The 21,684-nt window shown below is 63.1% G+C and carries 18 protein-coding genes; 1 reads left to right on the top strand and 17 read right to left on the bottom strand.

Features of this window, described 5'->3' with window-relative positions:
- Window positions 1–285: 285 nt before the first annotated feature.
- Window positions 286–744, top strand: a complete 459-nt coding sequence (locus CDPAHKCJ_RS08845; RefSeq protein ID WP_043335223.1) for a hypothetical protein — start codon at window positions 286–288, stop codon at window positions 742–744.
- Between the two features lie 125 nt (window positions 745–869).
- Here the strand turns inward: CDPAHKCJ_RS08845 and CDPAHKCJ_RS08840 are convergent, their stop codons facing one another.
- From CDPAHKCJ_RS08840 to CDPAHKCJ_RS08760, 17 genes are all read right to left on the bottom strand, one after another.
- The gene (locus tag CDPAHKCJ_RS08840; protein ID WP_240916704.1) at window positions 870–1,787 is read right to left on the bottom strand and encodes an ElyC/SanA/YdcF family protein; all 918 of its coding nucleotides are present in this window, start codon (window positions 1,785–1,787) and stop codon (window positions 870–872) included.
- A gap of 152 nt (window positions 1,788–1,939) precedes the next feature.
- Window positions 1,940–2,545, bottom strand: coding sequence for a YceI family protein (locus CDPAHKCJ_RS08835; protein ID WP_166019466.1), 606 nt, complete (start codon window positions 2,543–2,545; stop codon window positions 1,940–1,942).
- Between the two features lie 256 nt (window positions 2,546–2,801).
- Window positions 2,802–3,377: a putative Fe-S cluster assembly protein SufT gene (sufT, locus tag CDPAHKCJ_RS08830; protein WP_166019465.1), complete on the bottom strand. Its 576-nt coding sequence runs from the start codon at window positions 3,375–3,377 to the stop codon at window positions 2,802–2,804.
- 165 nt (window positions 3,378–3,542) lie between these two features.
- Window positions 3,543–4,787 (bottom strand): cysteine desulfurase, encoded by a 1,245-nt coding sequence (locus tag CDPAHKCJ_RS08825; RefSeq protein ID WP_166019464.1) that lies wholly within the window; start codon window positions 4,785–4,787, stop codon window positions 3,543–3,545.
- Window positions 4,784–6,196 (bottom strand): Fe-S cluster assembly protein SufD, encoded by a 1,413-nt coding sequence (gene sufD, locus CDPAHKCJ_RS08820; protein ID WP_166019463.1) that lies wholly within the window; start codon window positions 6,194–6,196, stop codon window positions 4,784–4,786. The genes CDPAHKCJ_RS08825 and sufD overlap by 4 nt, the downstream gene beginning before the upstream one ends.
- Window positions 6,196–6,945, bottom strand: coding sequence for a Fe-S cluster assembly ATPase SufC (gene sufC, locus CDPAHKCJ_RS08815; RefSeq protein WP_166019462.1), 750 nt, complete (start codon window positions 6,943–6,945; stop codon window positions 6,196–6,198). Before sufC ends, sufD begins: the two co-directional genes overlap by 1 nt.
- A gap of 74 nt (window positions 6,946–7,019) precedes the next feature.
- Window positions 7,020–8,462, bottom strand: a complete 1,443-nt coding sequence (gene sufB / locus CDPAHKCJ_RS08810) for a Fe-S cluster assembly protein SufB (RefSeq protein WP_054557094.1) — start codon at window positions 8,460–8,462, stop codon at window positions 7,020–7,022.
- A 135-nt stretch (window positions 8,463–8,597) separates the two neighbouring features.
- A complete protein-coding gene (locus CDPAHKCJ_RS08805) occupies window positions 8,598–9,104 on the bottom strand; it encodes an SUF system Fe-S cluster assembly regulator (protein ID WP_166019461.1) in 507 nt (168 codons plus the stop codon).
- Window positions 9,105–9,428: 324 nt separating this feature from the next.
- A complete protein-coding gene (locus CDPAHKCJ_RS08800) occupies window positions 9,429–10,724 on the bottom strand; it encodes an adenylosuccinate synthase (protein WP_166019460.1) in 1,296 nt (431 codons plus the stop codon).
- Between the two features lie 202 nt (window positions 10,725–10,926).
- Window positions 10,927–12,111 carry an ATP phosphoribosyltransferase regulatory subunit gene (locus CDPAHKCJ_RS08795; protein ID WP_166019459.1) on the bottom strand — a complete coding sequence of 395 codons (1,185 nt, stop codon included), beginning with the start codon at window positions 12,109–12,111 and terminating at the stop codon, window positions 10,927–10,929.
- Between the two features lie 362 nt (window positions 12,112–12,473).
- Window positions 12,474–13,355: a protease modulator HflC gene (gene hflC, locus CDPAHKCJ_RS08790; RefSeq protein WP_166019458.1), complete on the bottom strand. Its 882-nt coding sequence runs from the start codon at window positions 13,353–13,355 to the stop codon at window positions 12,474–12,476.
- Entirely contained in the window at window positions 13,352–14,575 is a 1,224-nt protein-coding gene (gene hflK, locus CDPAHKCJ_RS08785; protein ID WP_166019457.1) for an FtsH protease activity modulator HflK, read from the bottom strand. Before hflK ends, hflC begins: the two co-directional genes overlap by 4 nt.
- A gap of 370 nt (window positions 14,576–14,945) precedes the next feature.
- A complete protein-coding gene (gene hflX, locus CDPAHKCJ_RS08780; protein ID WP_166019456.1) occupies window positions 14,946–16,316 on the bottom strand; it encodes a ribosome rescue GTPase HflX in 1,371 nt (456 codons plus the stop codon).
- Window positions 16,317–16,331: 15 nt separating this feature from the next.
- Complete coding sequence (gene hfq, locus CDPAHKCJ_RS08775) at window positions 16,332–16,580, bottom strand: RNA chaperone Hfq (protein ID WP_043335203.1); 249 nt, start codon at window positions 16,578–16,580, stop codon at window positions 16,332–16,334.
- Window positions 16,581–16,694: 114 nt separating this feature from the next.
- On the bottom strand, window positions 16,695–17,678 hold the full coding sequence (miaA, locus tag CDPAHKCJ_RS08770) for a tRNA (adenosine(37)-N6)-dimethylallyltransferase MiaA (RefSeq protein ID WP_166019455.1): 984 nt from the start codon (window positions 17,676–17,678) through the stop codon (window positions 16,695–16,697).
- Between the two features lie 60 nt (window positions 17,679–17,738).
- Complete coding sequence (mutL, locus tag CDPAHKCJ_RS08765; protein ID WP_166019594.1) at window positions 17,739–20,012, bottom strand: DNA mismatch repair endonuclease MutL; 2,274 nt, start codon at window positions 20,010–20,012, stop codon at window positions 17,739–17,741.
- 184 nt (window positions 20,013–20,196) lie between these two features.
- Complete coding sequence (locus CDPAHKCJ_RS08760; protein WP_166019454.1) at window positions 20,197–21,651, bottom strand: N-acetylmuramoyl-L-alanine amidase; 1,455 nt, start codon at window positions 21,649–21,651, stop codon at window positions 20,197–20,199.
- Between the last annotated feature and the right edge of the window lie 33 nt (window positions 21,652–21,684).

Genomic DNA, 21,684 nt, shown 5'->3' with positions numbered 1-21,684 from the left:
CTCAGGGCATTGCACGCAACGCTCGACCAGGGGTGCTGATCATCGAGACGGCACCCCTGGCGCATCTGGGCCAGACAGCTTTTCGGGCAGGGGGCTTGGCGGCGAAAACAGGGGCAAGGACAATGTCTGAAAGGCAACGATGATCGTCACCGGAACGTCATTGTATTGTCGTAAACTGCAGGGATTGACAGTGCGTGAATAAATATCCTGACTTTCTGCCCTACAGGGGTAGAAAAACACTGTTTTCACCCGCACAATCTCTTCTGACGGAGGAGGTGACCGCCCATGTTTCTCGACAATCGCCAGGTGGCGATGGATAGCGTCCAGGAAGCCCTGGCAGACAGTCTTGATTATTTCGAGGATAACGCCGAACGGCTGCGTCCCGCGCTCCTGAAGGCCTTCGAGCCCTTCTATGCGAGCCGTGTCGAGCTCAAACAGGCGCTGGAAGTCGAGACACGCAAGCATCTGAGCCTGATGCCGCGCGACGCCGATGTCGAGCGCGATGACTACATGTGGCTGTGGAGTCGCCTGAAAAGCATCGTCGGCAATGACAATCAGGTGCTGATCAACGAGCTGCTCGAACAGGAACGCGTCCTGATGCAGGCCTGCTCGACCGCCTTCACGCACCCGTTGCCTGACAGCATGGAAAAGGTGCTGGAAGGCATCTTCCACAACTGCCGTCATCTGATTCGCGAGCTGTACCGTCACCAGACAGGTCAGGCCGCCCGCCGCCGCGCCGGCTAGCCACATGCCCGCCGCCAGACCGTGAACGCAAGACGCCCCGCCTTCCAAAGGAAGTGCGGGGCGTCTTCGTGTTGACACTGTGCGTCTGGCAAGGCCGATATGCATCTGGCAAGGCCGATGCGCGGCTAGTTCGTATCAGACCTGACAGACAGCCATTGGAGCAATGCCTGCTTCACTCCGGGCAGACTGGCCAGCAGGCTTGCCCGCGCCTGACGCGCGAGGGCATGCGGGTCCGGTGTGCCGGCAGCATTCTCTTCATCCGCCACATCCTCTCCATCCGCCATCTCACGACTGGCAGTGGCCTGCTGCCCTGCCCCGACTGTCACGGAGCCCTCCGCCGGCGACATCGAGTGCTTGTCTGAGGAGTGGGGTGATGAGGGATGCGATGATGAGTGCGATGACAACACCGGCGTCGGCAGCGTCTCCTGCGGCCCGAGGAAGCGCGGCTTACGCCCCCACAGATAGAGGTCACCCACTGTCGCCGCACGGGCCAGCCACTCACGCAACATCAGCTTGAGCCCCGGCGGCTGGCGCTCGGAGATGGCCGGACAGCCCACTGCCTCGAGCCCCAGCGCATCGGCGATGAACAGCGCACGCGGCAGATGCCACGGCTGGGTGACCAGCACCGCCTCGTCGACGCCGAAGACCTTGTGGGCTCGTACGAGGGTATCGAAGGTGGAGAAGCCCGCGTAATCGAGCGTCATGAACTCCTGCGGCACGTTGCGCGCTCGCAGATCACGCCACATGGTCATCGGCTCATTGTAGTAACGGGTGCGGTTGTCTCCCGAAAGCAGCAGATTGGAGACGCGCCGCAGGCGGTAGAGTTGAGCGGCGGTATCGAGGCGCGCCTGATAGTGCGGATTGCTGCCCCCGCCCACCAGGCCGTGGGAGGTGCCGAACACGATCCCCACCTCACGGCTCTGACAGGTCAGCGGTGACGTGGCAATGCGATCGTGCGTTGCCATCACGACCCAGAGGTTGAGCCCGACCACCGTCATTGCGCCGGCGGCCAGCAGACCGACGATGGTCCAGCCAGCCCGCATGATCACTCGCTGCATCACTTCCCCACGCCCATCCCTGCCTGTCTTTCCTGCCGGTACCGTCACATCGTGCAGGCATGAGCGCTCAGCCTACCCAAGCGGCCGAGGCTCTGCCAGCACTGACTGTTCCCGGCCACGCATGCGGGTGACTCCGCTCAGTCTTCCTGCACCATCACGGCCTTGACGTTGACTGGCACCTGGGTCGCGATGTTGCCGAGCCCGGCCAGGTCACGCAGGGTGCGAATGCCATCGACCAGCGCGAACTGCTCAGCATCGACCATCACCGGCGTGAGGGTCTGCACCAGCCAGCGATCGCCGCGCAGGCGCGTCACCTGCAGGCTCACCGGCAGGTTCTGGGTATTGTCGTGCAACGTCAGCTGGCCTTCGATATCCACCTGCTGGGTATCGCCCGGCTCCATCACCTTGAGGGTCGGCATATCGAGACTGGCGGTCATCACGGCCAACGGATAGGTGCCGGACTCGAACAGCTTCTCGCTGACGCGCTGGTCACGAATGTCGATGCCGGTACTGGCGGAGTCGAGGTCGATCTCCACCGACAGCTGACCGGCGTCATTGACGCGCGCCCGCCAGGAGGTGAAAGCATCCGTCTCGACGGTGCTGGCGCCCGACTTGGCCATCTTGGTGGTCTGGAAGCTCAGCTGTGACACATCACTATCCAGCTTCCAGGCGGCCTGCGCGCTGGCAGCGCTACTCAGGATCAGGGTGGCGGTCAGGGTGCGCAGCGCAGTCTGGAATCGCATTGGGGAGTCTTCCTTGAGGCAGGTGATACGGGAAACCGTCAAACGGACGTGCCGACACGGCCCGAGGCAGCAACTTGCCCGGACGCTCAGCAACGTGAATTGGATAGCCGGATGGACAAGAGGTTCCCGTCCATCCGGTTGCGTTTGCTGCATCTCGCCCGAGTGATGATGCGACTGACGGCCATGACAGGCCGACCAGAAAGCTACAGACAACAAGGGGCGACAACAGCAGACGGCAAAGACGCGCCGATGATGCTCAGAACATGCCCAGCTCCAGGCGTGCATCCTCGCTCATCATCTCGCGCGACCACGCGGGAGAGAACACGATCTCGACATGCACCTTGGACACATCATCAGCACCGAGAATCTTGCGCTTGGCGTCCTCGGCGATCACGTTGCCCATGCCGCAGCCCGGCGCGGTCAACGTCATCTTGAGATTGACCATCTTCTCACCGCTGATCAGGGTGTCGATACGACAGCCATAGACCAGCCCCAGCTCGACGATGTCGACCGGGATCTCGGGGTCGAAGCAGGTGCGCAGCTGGGCCCAGACGAAGGCCTCGATGTCGGCATCGCTCTGGCCGGCCGGCAGATGCGGACGCGGCACGGCGTCCAGCCCCAACGCATCGAGGCTGAAGCTCTCGATCAGGTACATGCGCCCCTCGAAGGCGACGCTGACGGTGCCGCCCTTGGCCTGCATGACTTCGACCACCGAGTCCTCATGCAGGGTCACCGACTTGCCGAACGGTACCGAGATGCCCTCCACGTCCCGCTGCAACGGCATCTTCTGGCCCTTGCCGAGGCTGGCCAGCTGGTCTTCAGTGTGGCTCATGCCCTCTCCTTGCCGATCCGCACGACAGGCATGCGGATCAAGAATTCTGTTGGTTCACTCAAGACGTGCGGGTGACAACATTCCCTGACAAGTGCCGATACCAATGAGGCCCGCCATGCGCGAGCCTCATTGATCAGCGCCCATCAGGGCCACCGCAGGGGGTGCTCAGCGCACCATGGTCAGCACACGCTGCAGGGCATCGACGAACATGTCGATCTCTTCCGGCGTGTTGTAGGCCGCAAAGGAGGCCCGACAGGTGGCATCGACACCGAAGCGACGCAGCACCGGCTGCGCGCAGTGGTGTCCGGTACGGATGGCGACCCCCAGCTGGTCGATCAGCAGCCCGATGTCCTGGGCGTGGGCACCATCGACCACGAAGGAGATCGCCCCCGCCTTGTCGGGCGAGTTGCCGATGATGCGCAGGCCGTCCACTTCGCGCATGCGCTCGCTGGCATGGCGCATCAGCTGCTGCTCCCAGCGCGTGATCAGCGCCATGTGGGTGCAATCCAGCCAGTCGATGGCCTTGCCCAGCCCGATGACCTCGGCGATGGGCGGCGTGCCGGCCTCGAACTTGTGCGGCAGGTCCGCGAACAGGGTGCCATTCTCGAACGACACCGTGCGGATCATCTCGCCGCCACCCTGCCACGGCGGCATGGCATCGAGCAGCGCTTCCTTGCCGTAGAGCACACCGATACCGGTGGGACCGTACATCTTGTGGCCCGAGAAGACATAGAAGTCAGCATCGATCTCGCGCACATCGACCTGCTGATGCGGCACCGCCTGGGCGCCATCGACCAGGATGAGCGCGTCGTGAGCGTGCGCCAGCGTCGCCATCTCGGCCACCGGATTGATGCTGCCCAGGGCGTTGGAGACCTGATTGACGCAGACCAGGCGCGTCTTCTCGCCCAGCAGGTCACGGTAGGCCGCCATGTCGAGCACGCCATCATCGTCACACGGGATGATCTTGATGACGATATCGAGACGCTCGGCCAGAAGCTGCCACGGCACGATGTTGGCGTGATGCTCCATCACCGAGATCAGCACCTCATCACCGGCGTTCAGCCAGTTGGCACCCCAGCTGTTGGCGACCAGATTGATCGCCTCGGTGGTGCCGCGCGTGAAGATGACTTCCCGCGTCAGGCGCGCATTGATGAAGTTGCGCACCTTCTCACGCGTGCCTTCGAAGGCCGCTGTCGCCTCATCCGCCAGGCTATGCAACCCACGGTGGATATTGGCATTGGTATTGCGGTAATAGTCGCTCATCGCGTCGATGACGGCAGTCGGCGTCTGGCTGGTGGCGGCGCTGTCCAGATAGATCAGCGGCACGTCACCATGCACGCGACGCTCGAGGATCGGAAAATCCTCGCGCACCCGCACGACGTCGAGCATCAGGTTATCGAGTGCACTCATGCAAAGTCCTCATCACGTGCCACCGCCACGGCGCCGCCGCCCAACTCGACGCTGAGATCGACCAGCTCATCGAGGTGGAAGCGTGACGGCAGGCGTCCCGCGACACTGCGCTCGATGCGCTCGGCGATGGCGTCGATGCCCAGACCGGTCATGACTTCGTTGGCGAAGGCCAGAGTCAGCAGGCCACGGGCGGTCTGCTCATCGATGCCACGGGCGCGCAGCGCGAACACGGCGGTCTCGTCGAGCTGACCGGTCGTGGTGCCGTGGGAGCACTTGACGTCGTCGGCGTAGATCTCGAGTTCCGGCTTGGTGTTGATCTCGGCGCGGTCCGACAGCAGCAGGTTGGCGTTGTTCTGATGCGCCTCGATCTGCTGGCTGTCACGCTTGACCATCACACGGCCATTGAAGACGCCACGCGCGCGATCGGCCAGGATGCCCTTGTAGTTCTCGTCGGAGAACGTCAGTGCCTCGTTGTGATTGACCAGCGAGTGGGTATCCACGTGCTGGCGATCACGTCCGAAGAACAGACCATCGAGACGTGCATGGGCGTTGTTGCCGTTCAGGTCGCAGACGATATCGTTGCGCACCAGCCCACCACCGGTATTCAGATTGATGGAGAGATACTGGCTGTCACGCGGCTGCTCGACCTGCAGCGAGGCGATGTGCGTCTCGCCGGTAGCGGCCTCGCCCAGCTTGTAGTGATTGAGCACGGCGCCGCGCTCCAGCATCACTTCGCTGACCATGTTGGTGAAGTTGGTCGCGCCGGTCTCACCGATGTGATGCTCGATCACGCTGGCTTCGGCGCGGCTGCCCAGCTGCACCAGCAGGCGCGGGTGGCTCATGGTCACGGGCTGACCTTCGACGGCGGCACGCGACAGGAACAGCGCGTAGACCGGCTTGTCGAGTACCGTACGCGGGCCGACCTGAATCACCGCACCCTCTTCGGTGAAGGCAGAGTTCAGCGCCACGAACGGCGTGAAGTCGATACCGGTCAGGCGGTTCAGCGAACCACCGATGACTTCCGGCTGATTGATGATGGCATCGGACAGCGGCACGACACGCACGGTGTCCGGCAGGCCAGCCACATCGGAAAGCTCGGCGTTGTAGAGACCATCGACGAACACCAGACGGTAAGCATCGACGTCGAGCGCCAGCTCATCCTTCACGGCCCGCGAGAGGCTTGCATCGTCGGCGAGACGATACTCCTGACGACCCAGTGCCTGGGTGTCGGTGTACTTCCAGGCCTCGACCTTGCGAGTCGGCAGGCCGAGAGCTTCAAAGCGAGCGATGCCGGCCTGACGGCGAGCAGCCATCCAGCTCGGATCAGCCGCGAAGCGAGCCTTGCGAGCAGTGAATTCGCTGACGAAGGCTTCGCTGCCGGGAACGGACGCGGTAGCAAGTGCTGTCATTACGCGGTTTCCTCCTGCAGCCAGTCATAGCCCTGGGCTTCGAGTTCGAGGGCCAGCGACTTGTCGCCGGACTTGACGATACGGCCATCCATCAGCACGTGGATCTGGTCCGGCACGATGTGTTCAAGCAGACGCTGGTAGTGCGTGACCATCAGCACGGCGCGGTCTTCGTTGCGCAACGAGTTGACCCCCTTGGCGACGATCTTCAATGCATCGATATCGAGGCCGGAATCGATCTCGTCAAGCATGGCGAGCTTCGGCTCCAGCACCAGCATCTGCAGGATCTCGTTGCGCTTCTTCTCACCACCGGAGAAGCCTTCATTGACGGCGCGCTGCAGGAAGCTGGCATCCATCTGCATGAAGGCCAGTTTCTCGCGGATCAGCTTCATGAATTCCGGGGCCGGAATCTCGCCGAGGCCTTCGGCTTCGCGCTTGGCATTCAGTGCCGCCTTGAGCAGGTAGACGTTCTTGACCCCCGGGATTTCCACCGGGTACTGGAAGCCCAGCAGCATGCCGGCACGCGCACGCTCTTCGACTTCCATCTCCAGCACATCCTCACCTTCATAGGTGATGGTGCCCGAGGTCACTTCATAGCCGTCCTTGCCCGCGATCACGGAAGACAGCGTGGACTTGCCCGCGCCGTTCGGGCCCATGATGGCGTGGACTTCACCCTTGTTGATGGTCAGGTCGAGACCCTTGAGGATTTCCTTGCCTTCCACCGAAACGTGCAGATCTTTGACTACGAGCATGTTGATACCTTTTGCTGACAGGCCGCCCGCAAGCGGCCCTCAAGAATGGGGTGAATGCGAAAGGGACGGCGGGATCAGCCGACGGCACCTTCAAGGGTGACGTTGAGCAGCGCCTCGGCCTCGACGGCGAACTCCATCGGCAGCTCCTGGAAGACGTCCTTGCAGAAGCCATTGACGATCATGTTGACCGCATCTTCTTCGCTGATGCCGCGCTGACGGCAGTAGAACAGCTGATCTTCGCCGATCTTGGAGGTCGTCGCCTCGTGCTCGACGGTGGCTGTCGCGTTGCCGATTTCCTGATACGGGAAGGTGTGCGCGCCACAGCGGTCGCCGATCAACAGCGAGTCACACTGGGTGAAGTTGCGCGCGCCCTTGGCCCGCGGGCCGATCTTGACCAGACCACGATAGGACTGCTCGGAATTACCGGCTGAGATGCCCTTGGAGACGATGGTGGACTTGGTGCCCTCACCGATGTGGATCATCTTGGTGCCGGTGTCCGCCTGCTGACGACCATTGGTGACGGCGACGGAGTAGAACTCCCCGACACTGTCCTTGCCGCGCAGGATGCACGACGGGTACTTCCAGGTGATCGCGGAGCCTGTCTCGACCTGGGTCCAGGAGACCTTGGAGCGGTCACCACGGCAGTCGGCACGCTTGGTGACGAAGTTGTAGATGCCGCCCTTGCCGTCTTCATCGCCCGGATACCAGTTCTGGACGGTGGAGTACTTGATGTAGGCGTCTTCCAGTGCCACCAGCTCGACCACGGCGGCGTGCAGCTGGTTGTCATCACGCTGCGGCGCGGTACAGCCTTCCAGATACGAGACCTGAGCCTGCTTCTCGCAGATGATCAGAGTGCGCTCGAACTGGCCGGTGTTGGCGGCGTTGATGCGGAAGTAGGTGGAAAGCTCCATCGGGCAGGTCACGCCTTCCGGCACGAACACGAAGGAGCCATCGGTGAAGACGGCCGCGTTCAGCGCGGTGAAGTAGTTGTCTGCCTTGGGCACCACGGTTCCGAGATACTGCTTGATCAGTTCCGGGTAGTCCTGGATGGCTTCCGAGATGGAGCAGAAGATGACGCCCGCCTCGGATAGCTCCTTCTTGAAGGTGGTGGTCACGGACACGGAGTCGAAGACCGCGTCGACCGCGACGCCGGCCAGCGCGGCACGCTCGTGCAGCGGGATACCCAGCTTCTCGTAGGTCTCGAGCAGCTTGGGATCGACCTCATCCAGACTCTGCGGACGGTCTTCCGGCTTCTTCGGGGCGCTGAAGTAGGAAATCGCCTGGTAGTCGATCTCCGGATAATCCAGGTGCGCCCAGGACGGTGCCTTCATCTTCAGCCACTGCTGATACGCATCCAGACGCCACTCCAGCATCCACTCCGGCTCACCCTTCTTGGCCGAGATGAAGCGAATCACGCTTTCATCCAGTCCCGGCGGAATGGTGTCGCTCTCGATATCGGTCACGAAGCCCTGCTTGTACTCGCGCTGTACAAGCTGCTCCATCTCCTGGCTCGCCATGCTGGTCTCCTCTCCCGGAGAGCTCCGGGTCTGTTCAGATGCCTGATCACCCCGCCCGAATCGCAGCGAAGTTCGAATGTTCGTGTTGCCACGACGATGTGTGTCGCGCGGCAACGGATTCAGTGTTTGCCGGTTCTAGCGTTTGCCAGTGCTGTTGGCTGCCCTGGCCACGGGGGGCGATTCGTCATCCCCGTACAGGCTGATGGCCTGAATCGGCAGTTGCACCGGCATGCGCAGTGGCGCGGATGACGCCAGATGCGCCAGCGTCACGCTGCCCAGCAGCTCACTGATGGCGTACGAGACGCGCTGCCAGTTGTCGGCCACCCCGCAGGTGTTGACCAGCTCGCAATCGCCGTCGGCGTGACTGCACTCCGTCACGGCCACCGGGCCTTCGATGGCGCTGATGATGTCGCTGGCCGTGATCTGGCTGGCCGGGCGTGCCAGACGATAACCGCCCAGCGCTCCGCGCCGCGACTCAAGCAGTCCTGCCCGCACCAGCGCCTTGAGCGTCTTGCTCACGGTGGGATGCGGCAGCTGCACGCTTTCGGCCAGATCGATCGCCGCATGGGCCGAGTCCGGCTCGCGGGCGATGCGCGCCATCACGACAGCGGCATAATCGGTCATCTTGGAAAGCTTCAGCATGCTGGCCTCCACCACGGGAAGATTAATTGGGGACCATTTTAGTCCTGTATCAGAACGATGTGAAGCGGGGACCCCACCGAAAACGTCGAATTGCGACCTGGGCAACCAGTTTGCCGACAAGATAGCCTCCGATCACAACAAAAATAACAATCATTCCCATTTAAAATTCCTACTGTCCACCCACCCTGCCACTCCCAAGACTGTACAAGATCCTCTGCTGCCAGCCCTGGAACGCAAGACACCCCGCCGGAAATCCCGACGGGGTGTCTTGGTCTTGCATCATCTCGACATCATGTGCCGCTCAGGAAAGCGACGTGGTCATCATCAGTCGTGGAACGGGTTGCGCAGCACGATGGTCTCGTTGCGGTCCGGGCCAGTGGAGATGATGTCGATCGGCACGCCGACCTGCTCTTCCAGGAAGCTGATGTAGGCGCGGGCATTGGCCGGCAGCTTGTCGACTTCGCGCACGCCGATGGTGGAATCGCTCCAGCCCGGCAGGTCCTGGTAGAGCGGCTCGATGGCTTCGTAGCCTTCAGAATCCACCGGGTTGTCCAGCACGTCACCATCCTTGCTGCGATAGCCGATGCAGACACGGATGTTCTCGAGACCGTCCAGCACGTCCAGCTTGGTCAGGCAGATGCCGCTGACCGAGTTGATCTGCACGGCGTGACGCAGGGCGACGGCATCGAACCAACCGCAACGACGCGCACGACCGGTGGTGGCACCGAATTCGTGGCCACGCTCGGCCAGGTGACGGCCGAACTCATCGAACAGCTCGGTCGGGAACGGACCGGAGCCGACACGCGTGGTGTAGGCCTTGGTGATGCCCAGCACGTAGTCGAGATACAGCGGACCGACGCCGGAACCGGTGGCGGTGCCGCCGGCAGTGGTGTTGGAGCTGGTGACGTACGGGTAGGTACCGTGGTCGATGTCGAGCAGTGAGCCCTGAGCCCCCTCGAAGAGGATGTTCTCGTTGGCCTTGCGCACGGAGTGGACCAGATCCACGGTGTCGCAGACCATCGGGCGCAGCTCTTCAGCCATTTCCATGGCTTCGTCCAGCACCTGCTGGAAGTCGACCGGCGCTTCACCGTGATAGTGCTGCAGCACGAAGTTGTGGTAATCCAGCACTTCGCCCAGCTTGGAGGCGAAACGCTCACGGTGGAGCATGTCACCCAGACGCAGGCCACGGCGCGCGACCTTGTCTTCGTAGGCCGGGCCGATGCCGCGACCGGTAGTCCCGATCTTGGCGACGCCACGGGCCTTCTCGCGCGCCTGGTCCAGACGCACGTGGTAGGACAGGATCAGCGGGCAGGCCGGCGACAGACGCAGGCGATCACGCACCGGCACGTCGTTGGCTTCAAGCTCACGGATTTCCTTGATCAGCGCTTCCGGAGACAGCACGACACCGTTGCCGATGACGCAGGTCTTGCCCGGGTGGAGGATGCCGGACGGGATCAGGTGGAGGACGGTCTTCTTGCCGTCCAGCACCAGGGTGTGACCCGCGTTGTGGCCACCCTGGAAACGCACGACGGCGCTGGCGGATTCGGTCAGCAGGTCGACGACCTTGCCCTTGCCTTCATCACCCCATTGGGTGCCGAGCACGACTACATTCTTGCCCATGGTTCCTATCTCTTTCGGTGAATAACCGTCGGTGAAAACCCACTCACAAGTGCAGCTGCCCTGTCGGCAGCTGCACCTCGGGACCCAGTGGCCCCAGCTGTTCTGCTATCTGTCACTCGCTGCCATCGCTCTCGGGTCACCGAAGCTCAATCATTCAAGCTCAGGCATCCAGGCTCAGTCAGACAAGCTCAGCCATACAAGCTCAGGCATCGAGTGTGACGACCTGCCAGCCGCCGTCGCCATTGACCAGCTCACGATTGCAACGGTGTGCATCCGCGCCGGTGGTCTGGCCCGGCAGCGCTTCGATGACACGCTCGCCAGCGGCACGCAGCTGATCGACACACTCACGCAGCGCGCTGTCGTTGAGTGCCGGCGCCCAGATGCCGTCACAGGCCGGGGCCTGCACGGCCAGCGAGGCCAGCTGCTTGAGGTCCATCGAGAAGCCGGTGGCAGGACGCGCACGACCGAAAGCTCGTCCAGTATCGTCGTAGCGACCCCCCTTGGCCAGCGCCTGACCGTAACCCGGCACGTAGGCCGCGAACACCATACCGGTGTGATACTCGTAACCGCGCAGTTCGGCGAGATCGAAATAGAGCGTGACCTGCGGATGACGCTCGCGGACCACGCAGCTCAGCGCCGTCAGCTGATCCAGAGCGCTGGCGACTGCCGTCGGTGCGCCGGCGAAGGCGGTACGCGCCTGGGCAAGAATCTCGTCATCACCGTGCAGGTGCGGCAGCGCCTTGAGCATGCCCGCCACTACCTTGTCACCCACCACGCGATCGATCAATGCATCGAGAGCGGAATACTGTTTACGCTCGATGGCAGCGAACAGCTCACGCTCGTGCTCGTCATTCATGCCGGCTTCGGCAATCAAGGCACGATAGATACCGATATGGCCCAGCGCCAGGTGCAATTCACCGGCGCCGGCCTGCTCGAGACTGGTCAGAGCCAGATGCAGGATTTCATGGTCGGCCTCGAGGCCGGCATGACCGAACAGCTCGGCACCGACCTGCACCGGGCTGCGGCCGCCCTGATGCTTGTCCGCCTTGGTACGCAGCACGTTGGCGCAGTAGCACAGACGTACCGGACCTTCGCGGTGCAAGGAGTGAGCGTCCATGCGCGCCACCTGCGGGGTGACGTCGGCGCTGGCGCCCATCATGCGACCGGTCATCTGGTCGGTCAGCTTGAAGGTCTGCAGATCCAGCTCGGTACCGGTGCCGGTCAGCAGCGAATCGAGAAATTCGACGGGCGGCGGCAGCACCAGGTCATAGCCGAAGCGATGATAGAGGTCGAGCAGCGCGCGGCGCAGCGCCTCCATACGGGTTGCCTGAGGGGGCAATACCTCATCCATGCCATCCGGGAGGAGCCAGCGATCTGCGATGGTCATTGCGCTATCCTGCGAGAGATTTATGACAAGGGGGTGACTCGTGACGCGAGGAAATTCACCCGGCTGGCGTGCGTGACAAACGCGACGCCTGCGGGGGATTTCACAGCAGCCGACCGAGACCCGTGAAGCAAGGTCCTGCTCGACGCTTTCCTGTCGGCCTTGCGCCCGGACATGAAACCCGAGCATGAAAAGCGGCCACAAAAAAACCGGGCGGTGCCCGGTTGCAGGAGTCTAGCATGAATCCTTGTGGGATGAACCCCGCGAACCTCTCGAGCGACGTTCATCCACTGCGCGGCCTCCAATGCTGCCAGAGGCCGCGCGCAACATCCCCGAAGGCGAGCCTTCGGGCTTGATGATGCTGCTTACTTGCTGCCGCCCTGCGGGTCCTTGAAGAAGCGGAAGAACTCGCTGTCCGGCTGCATGACCATCATGTTGCCATCGCCCTTGAAGCTGTCGCGATAGGCCTGCAGTGAGCGGTAGAAGCGGAAGAACTCGGCATCCGCCCCGTAGGCACCGGCATAGATGGCAGCGGCGGAGGCATCGCCCTCACCACGCAGGGTCTGCGCCTGCTCTTCGGCCTGCGCGAGCAGGACGGAACGGCGACGATCGGCATTGGCCTGGATCTTCTCGGCCTGCTCCTGACCCTGGGCACGATACTCACGTGCCTCACGCTGACGCTCGGTCTTCATGCGCTCGTAGACCGCCTGGGAGACTTCGTCCGGCAGGTCGATACGCTTGACGCGGATATCGAGAATCGACACCCCCAGCTCCTTGCGCATCACCTCGTCGAGCTCTTCGGTGGGCTTCTTCATCAGCGCGTCACGCTGCTCGGAGATGATCTGCACCAGTTCGAGCTTGCCGAACTCGTTACGCAGACTCTCGTCGACACGCGGCGCGATCAGGCGCTCGGCCATCTGCTCGTCGCCGGAGGTCGCTTCGTAGTAGCGCTTCGGATCGACGATCTTCCACTTGACGAAGGAGTCGACGATGACGGCCTTCTTCTCGCGGGTCAGATAACGGCTTGCCTGGGCATCCAGCGTCAACACGCGCGTATCGAAGGTACGGATCGTGTTGTAGACCGGCAGCTTGAAGTGCAGGCCGGGCTGGATGTTGTCTTCCACCACTTCACCAAACTTGAGCTTGATGGCGCGCTGGGTCTCATCAACCGTGTAGAGGCTGTTGCTACCAAGCCAGGCCACTACGGCCAGACCGGCGACGGCCATCAGTGAGCGATTGTTGATCATTGACGACCCTCCCGACGGATGCTGTTGCTGCTGTCAGTGCTCTGGCTGCGGCTCAAGGCATCGCTCGCCTGTCGGGACACACGGTCCAGCTCGCTACGACTCATGCCACTGCTGTCTTCGGCGGCAGCACTGGACTTGTTGGCCAGCTTGTCCAACGGCAGGTACATGAGGGAATTGCCGTTCTCGACATCCACCAGCACCTTGTTGGTCTTGCCGAGCACTTCGCCCATGGTTTCCAGATACATGCGCTCGCGGATGATCTCCGGCGCCTTCTGGTACTCGGTCAGCAGGGACGTGAAGCGGTTGGCTTCACCCTGGGACTTCGCGACCACGGACTCCTTGTAACCCTCGGCTTCCTCGATGATGCGCTGCGCCTGACCCTGGGCTTCCGGGAGAATCGAGTTCTCGTAGGCCAGCGCCTGGTTGATCGTGCGCTGACGATCCTCGCGCGCCTTGATGACGTCATCGAAGGAATCCTGAACCGCTGCCGGTGCAGAGGTGGACTCGACGTTGATGGTCTGCAGCGTCAGGCCGACCCCGTAGTTGTCCAGATAGGACTGCAGGCGCGACTTGACGTTGCTGGCCAGCAGCTCACGACCGGAGGTCAGGATGTCGTTCATGTCGGCACTGCCGACTTCGTGACGCAGCGCAGAGTCCATGGCGTTCTCGAGACTGATCTCGGGCGCGCGGACGTTGAGCAGGAAATCACGCGGATTGGACACCTGATACTGCACGGACATCTGGACTTCGACGATGTTCTCGTCCTGAGTCAGCATCGACTTGGTCTGGGAGAGCGAACGCACCTTGGTGACGTTGACCTCACGCACATCGTCGATGATCGGCGGGTTCCAGTGCAGGCCCGGACCGACGATGTCGTTGTACTTGCCGAAACGCAGCACGACGCCACGCTCGGACTGATCGACCAGATAGAAACCGGAAGCCGCCCAGATGGCGACCAGGATGACACCGATGATCCCCGGCAGTGCGAAGGCATTGGTATTGCCACCGTTACCCCCATTGCCACCGGCACCACCACGACGCTTGCGGCCATTGCCGAGCATGCCGTTGAGCTTGTCCTGGAACTTCTTCAGCGCTTCGTCGAGGTCGGGCGGTCCACCATTGCCACCGCCGTTACCCCCGCCCCCCTTCTTGTCCCCGTTGCGACCACCGCCGCTCCACGGGTCATGCTGGTTGCCGCCACCCGGCTCATTCCAAGCCATACGTCGTCTCCACTCAGTCGATGTTCCGCTCGTCATTATGATGACGCCGCCCTGCCAGCTGCGACCGGTTCCGTGCCTTGAGCCTGATGGCCTCCGGCGACCGATTCTCTCGTACGGCATGGCGACGCGTCCCTTGCGGGAGAAGGCCATGGCCCTGCCCGACGGCCATCATCCGTCGGGCGGCATCCAGCCAATCCTGCTGAATGCCCGCTGCTCTGACACGCAGGGCAGGCCCTGCGCGAGGGCACCCATCGTCATTCGTGCGCGGCGATGGATGCCGGGTAGTGCTTTCTAGACACGATGCGTCGTGCGCTGCCACTGAACGAGCCGCTGCGCAGCGCGACAGCGCAAGTCGCGTTACCAAACGGTATCAGGACTTGTGCGTGACCGACACGCGATGCTTTTCCGCGCGTTCGGCGGACAGCTCACGCTGCCAGGCTTCGCGGTCGTCATGTTCACCGCCGAGATAATCTTCAGGCGATTCACCAAGATGCGACAACAACTGCAGAAAGTCGCGTTTCTCGAGACGAATGTCCAGCAGCGCATTGCCCTGCTCGTCATATTGCTCGTCCTTGACCGCGTCCAGCTCATGCAGGCCGGCCCGCAGGCGGGACTTGGCCGGCCCCAGCGTCAGCTGCATGGAAATCACGTTGTCGGACAGCAGCTCGGCGAAGGCCTGCATCAGCAGATCCAGCCCCTTGCCGTCGCGTGCCGACAGCCACACCGCCAGCGGGCGACCGAAGCCATCACGTTCGATGCGCGGCACCATGTCGAGTCGGTCGATCTTGTTCATGACCAGCAGACGCGGCACTTCACCGGCATCGATCTCGCTCAGGACGTGATTGACCTGCTCGGTATTGCGGTCATTCTCCGGGTCTGCGGCGTCGATGACATGTACCAGCAGATCCGCTTCCGCCGCTTCCTGCAGGGTCGCCTGGAAGGCTTCCACCAGCTTGTGCGGCAGATGACGAATGAAGCCGACGGTATCGGCCAGGACTGCCGGGCCGACATCCTCAAGTTCCAGACGACGCAGCGTCGGGTCCAGCGTCGCGAACAGCTGATCGGCGGCGTACACCTCGGAGGTGGTCAGCGCGTTGAACAGCGTCGACTTGCCGGCGTTGGTATAGCCGACCAGCGACAGACTCGGGATCTCGGCACGCGCACGGGCACGGCGGTTCTGATCGCGCTGCTTGTGCACCTTCTCGAGTCGCTTGTGGATCGACTTGATACGGGCGCGCAACAGGCGACGGTCAGTCTCGAGCTGGGTTTCCCCCGGACCTCGCAGACCGATACCGCCCTTCTGACGCTCAAGGTGGGTCCAACCCCGCACCAGGCGGGTGGACATGTACTCGAGCTGTGCGAGTTCCACCTGCAGCTTGCCCTCATGGGTCCGCGCACGCTGGGCAAAGATGTCGAGAATCAGACCGGTGCGGTCAATGACGCGACACTTGAGCGTGGCTTCGAGGTTACGCTGTTGGGAAGGACTCAATGAATGGTTGAAAATGACCAGCTCGGCTTCGTGCACGGCCAGGGCCTCTTGCACTTCCTCAAGCTTGCCTTCTCCGATGAACGTACGGGAGTCGGGGCGGGGCCGGCTACCCTCGATGAGGGTCGCCGGCACGGCGCCTGCCGAACGTACGAGTTCGAGGAGCTCACCGGCATCCTCGCGTTCTTTTTCGTCCCGGAAATTGACATGCACCAGGACGGCCGTTTCACCGGCTTCGGGTCGTTCGAAGAACAATCAGCGCCTCTAACTTCAGCTTTCTGTGGACGGCACGCTCGGATCCTGGGCCGGCAGACGCACATTGCGCGACGGCACCACGGTCGAGATAGCGTGCTTGTAAACCATCTGGGAGACAGTATTGCGCAGCAGGATCACGAACTGATCGAAGGATTCGATCTGGCCCTGCAGCTTGATGCCGTTGACCAGGAAGATCGAGACCGGGATACGTTCCTTGCGCAGGATGTTCAGGTACGGGTCCTGGAGTGATTGACCTTTGGACATGTGACTCTCCGTAAAAATGTCTCGTTCGAGGTAAGTATGGTTATGTTCGCCAGCGCTCCGGGTTGCCCTCTTGAGGGGGCTTCACGGGCGCGGGTCGTGACCGCTCATGTTACGCTAAGTGCAGGTCTGGCGCACGATTTTCAAGGTTTCACTGTAAGGATCTACACCCATGGAATCCACCGAGTGAATCCCCTGCCAGCTCCGCAACCAGGTCAACTGTCGCTTGGCGAGTTGACGCGTCGCGATGATGCCGCGTTCGCGCATCTCATCCCGGCTCAGATGGCCATCGAGAAAATCCCACACCTGACGGTAGCCGACACAACGTATCGAGGGCAGGCCCGCATGCAGCTCCGGACGTGCCTTCAGCGCTTCGACCTCGGCAATGAAGCCCTGTTCCAACATCTGATCAAAACGCGTCTCGATACGTTCATGTAACACGGCTCTATCGTGGGGCGCCAGTGCGATCGCTATCGGGTGGAACGGAAGTTCCGCCTCTGGCTGCTCCGCGAGCAGCTCGCTCATCGGGCGCCCGCTGATCAGACAGACCTCCAGCGCGCGTGTCAGCCGCTGGGGGTCAGTGGCCCGAATGCGCTGTGCCGTGGCCGGATCAAGCCGCGCCAGCTGCGCATGCAGCGCCGGCAGGCCCTCGGACTGGATACGCGCCTCGAGCTCCGCGCGCAGCTCGGCATCCGCTGCCGGCAGCTCCGCCACGCCTTCCAACAGACGCTTGAAATACATCATTGTGCCGCCGACCAGCAGCGGCATCTTGCCGCGGGACTGGATCTCGGCGATATGCGCCAGCGCATCGCGACGAAACTCGGCGGCGGAATAGCTCTCCAGCGGGTCGAGAAAGTCGATCAGGCGGTGTGGCGCTCGGGCCAACTCTGCCGCGCTCGGCTTGGCCGTGCCGATATCCATGCCGCGATAGATCAGCGCCGAATCGACACTGACCAGCTCCGCGCCCTGCTCCTCATGCCAGCGAATGGCGAGGTCGGTCTTGCCGGAGGCCGTCGGCCCCATCAACAACACGACAGGCGGCTTGTCAGCCACCTCAGGCGCGTGGTGTCGGGAATCTTCAGGGGGTTGAATCTGGGTCATGACCTATTGTCTGGGCTGGGAGGTGAATCAGGGGTGAACCGCGACGACACGGGGCGTCATCTACTGGCCACGCAGGAACAGCTTGTCGAGCTCATGCATCGAAAGCTCGGTCCAGGTCGGTCGGCCATGATTGCATTGCCCGGAGCGCTCGGTACGCTCCATGTCACGCAGCAGGGCATTCATTTCCGGAATCGTCAGACGGCGGTTGGCGCGCACGCTGCCGCGACACGCCATGTCGGCGAGCAGTTCATTCATGTGCGCCTCCATGCGGTCACTGCGCCCATAGCGCTCGAGGTCTTCCAGCATGCCGCGCACCAGGGGTTCCACATCGGCATTGCCGAGCACGACCGGCACCTGACGCACCAGCAGCGTTTCCGGCCCGGCAGCGTCCAGCTCGACGCCCAGTCGCGTGAACGCCTCGGACTCGCGCTCGAAGGTGCCCATCTCGCGCGAACTGACCGCCAGCGATACCGGCACCAGCAGCGGCTGGGCCTCCAGATGGCCGCCGCCATGCACATGCTGCTTCATGCGCTCATAGGTGATGCGCTCGTGAGCGGCATGCATGTCGACCATCACCAGCCCGCGCGAGGTCTGCGACAGGATGTAGACGCCATGCAGCTGCGCCACGGCGTAGCCCAGCGGCGGGGTGTCATCGTCGTCACTCTGGGCCGGCAGACCACGCATCACCACTGCCGAGCCACTAGAGCCAGACGGCGCCGACATGCCAGACACGGCGTCGCTGGAAGGCGCGGCAACGGACGGCCCACCCGCCGGAGGCGAGTCGACTCGCCAGCCGGGCGCAGCTTCCCCGACACCGGCCTGCGCATCCCCTTGTCCTGCGCTTTCGCCGTCACTTTCGCGGCCACCTTCGCCTAGCGTGACACGTGGTGCACGCCGCGCCTCACGTTCGGCACTAGCGATCGCCGCCGGATCATTGGCCACGCCCGCACCGACTGCGCCGCCACCCGGCGTCAGCAGATGATCTTCGCTGGGGTGCAGTGCCCGATAGCCGGCCATGAACTGACGCACACGCTCGGCACTCAGGCGCTCGCTGGAGCGACTATCACCGGCAGGCGGCAGCTGAGAGGAAGGCTTCCAGACGGCCGCAGCGTCTGCAGTCGCGCTCGGCGAGGCTGACGAGCCGCCCCCGCCCTGCGGACCGGCCGATGACGATTGCTGTTCAGTGGCGGCATTCTGCTGGGCATCCTGTTCCTGACGGCCAAGTCGCATGCCCTGCTGCTGCCAGCCGGGATCCTCCTCCTTCTCCTGCCCCTCGATGCCGGTAGGTGCGGCGCTGTTGTCACCGGGGCGCACCTCGGCCAGCGCCTTGTGCAGGCTTGAGAACAGGAAATCATGCACCAGGCGCCCGTCCCGGAAGCGCACTTCGTGCTTGGTCGGGTGAACGTTGACATCCACCACCGTCGGGTCGAGCTCCAGATAGAGCACGAACACCGGATGCCGACCGTGGAACAGCACATCGCGATAGGCCTGACGCACGGCGTGCGCGACCAGCCGGTCGCGCACCACGCGGCCATTGACGAAGAAGTACTGCTGATCGGCCTGGGCACGCGAGTGCGTCGGCAAGCCCACCCAACCGGACAGGCGCAGGCCGGAGGCCTCGATATCCAGGTGCAGCGCATGCTCGAGGAAGTTGCGACCCAGCAGCGCACCGATGCGCCGCTCCACCGTCAGGGTATCTTCACCGGCGCGCAGCTGATGCACCACCTTCTGGTTGTGACGCAGCGTCCAGCCGATATCGTGGCGTGACAATGCCAGACGGCGGAAGCTTTCCTCGACATGGCCGAACTCGGTCTTCTCGGTGCGCATGAACTTGCGGCGCGCCGGCGTATTGAAGAACAGATCCCGCACCGCGACGCTGGTGCCACGCGGGTGCGGCGCCGGGGAGACACGCGGCGCCATCTCGCGCCCTTCCGCCACCACGCGCCAGCCGTTGGCTGGTTCCTCCGAGACATTCGAGAACAGCTCCAGCCGCGAGACCGAACTGATCGAGGCCAGTGCCTCGCCCCGGAAACCGAGGCTCGCCACGCCCTCGAGGTCATCCAGGCTCTCGATCTTGCTGGTCGCATGCCGTGACAGCGCCAGCGGCAGGTCTTCCTCGGTGATGCCGCAGCCGTTGTCGCGCACGCGGATCAATCGCGCACCGCCACCCTCAAGCTCCAGCTCGATGCGGGTGCTGCCGGCATCGATGGCGTTCTCGACCAGCTCCTTGACCACGGAGGCCGGCCGCTCCACGACCTCACCCGCCGCGATCTGGTTGGCAAGACGCGGATTGAGGATTCGGATCCGTCGCTCGCCAGGGCGAGCGGGCTGCATGTCGGTCAGCTCGTCAGACATCGATAGACTCCTGGATACACGAGCGAAAAACGCCGCTTCTCTGAAAACGATACTGTCCGCCGACCCAGCCACGGCAAGCAACGCATGCCGGAACTGCATCAGCGGACAGTGTCTGCGCCCTGCCAACGCAAGGCGCGGTCAAGGCGACTTCATGACGTCAGGTTCAGCTGCGTGGAATCTTGAGCAGCTGACCCACGCGCACCGTGTCGCCACTCATGTTGTTGGCCTGCTTGAGGGCCGCCATGCTCACGTTGTGGCGCTGGGCCACTTCCGACAGCGTATCGCCACTCTTGACGCGATATTCGCCGCCATTGCCACCGCGTGCCTGGCTGCGCTGCCACGCCAGCAGACTTGCGGGCGGCGGATTGCGCTCGAAGTGGCTCTGGATCCCCGAGAAGATCGAGCGCGCCAGCTTCTCCTGATAGGGGCCGCTGTTGAGGTTGCGCTCCTCCTGGGGATTGGAGATGAAGCCCGTCTCCACCAGCAGCGAGGGGATATCCGGCGACTTGAGCACCACGAAGCCCGCCTGCTCCACCTGACGCTTGTGCAGGGAATTCATGCGTCCGAGGTTGGCCAGTACGCCGCTACCCGCCGCCAGCGAATCGTTGAGCGTTGCGGTCATGGTCAGGTCGAGCAATACGCCACGCAGCATCTCATCCTTGTCATTCAGGCTGAGATTGCCATCCACGCCCCCGATCAGGTCGGCACGGTTTTCGGTGGCGGCCAGCCAGCGTGCGGTCTCGGACGTCGCGCCGCGGCTTGAAAGTGCAAAGACCGAGCTGCCGTGCGGGCGCGGGCTGTTGAAGGCATCGGCGTGAATCGAGACGAAGAAGTCAGCCTTCTGCTCACGCGCGATCTCGGTGCGCTTGCGCAGCGGTATGTAGTAATCGCTGTTGCGGGTCAGGATGGCCTTGAAGCCGGGCTGGGCATCGAACATTCGCTTGAGGCGCTTGCCGATCTTGAGCACCACATCCTTCTCCCGAGTCCCGCTGGGGCCGCTGGCGCCCGGGTCTTCCCCGCCGTGGCCAGGGTCGATCGCGATGATGATGTCGCGCTTGGGATGTGCCGCCGCCTGGGTATTGACCACAGGTTCCGCCGGCTCGCCCTTCAGCTTGCGCTTGGCCGCGGCTTGCTCCTGCTCGCGGATACGGGCCTCGATGGGGTCGATGGGATTCTCGACCGCCGACTCGCCGGGGAACTCGAGATCCACCACCAGGCGATTGCCGTACTTGGCATTCGGCGCCAGCGTGAAGTCCTTGGGATTGACCGGCCGCGTCAGGTCGAGCACCACACGCAGGGCATCCCCCTGACGTCCGCTGCGGATCGACTTGATGGCGCTGCCTTCGAGATTCAGCGCGGCGAACTTGCGCTCGACCGCGGCACTGGCCACTTCGCTGCCAGCAAGATCGATCACCAGACGGCGCGGATTGTCGAGGCCGAAGACCTTGGCCTTGGCGGCACTGTCGAGATCGAACACCAGCCGCGTGTGGTCCGGTGCGGTCCACAGGCGCAGGTTCTCGACCTTGGCGGCCAGCGCCTGCGGCGCCAGCACCAGACTGGCAAGCGAGCAGACGAGACCACCCGCCAGCCAGCTACGGAAGCTGCGCGCCAGACGCATACGGGGAATTTTGGACGCTATTTCAGGCATCAG

The sequence above is a fragment of the Cobetia sp. MB87 genome, from assembly GCF_011319755.1.
GTDB lineage: Bacteria > Pseudomonadota > Gammaproteobacteria > Pseudomonadales > Halomonadaceae > Cobetia.
The sequence above is the reverse complement of the archived record's forward strand: the minus strand, read 5'-3'. Positions and strand labels throughout refer to the sequence as shown.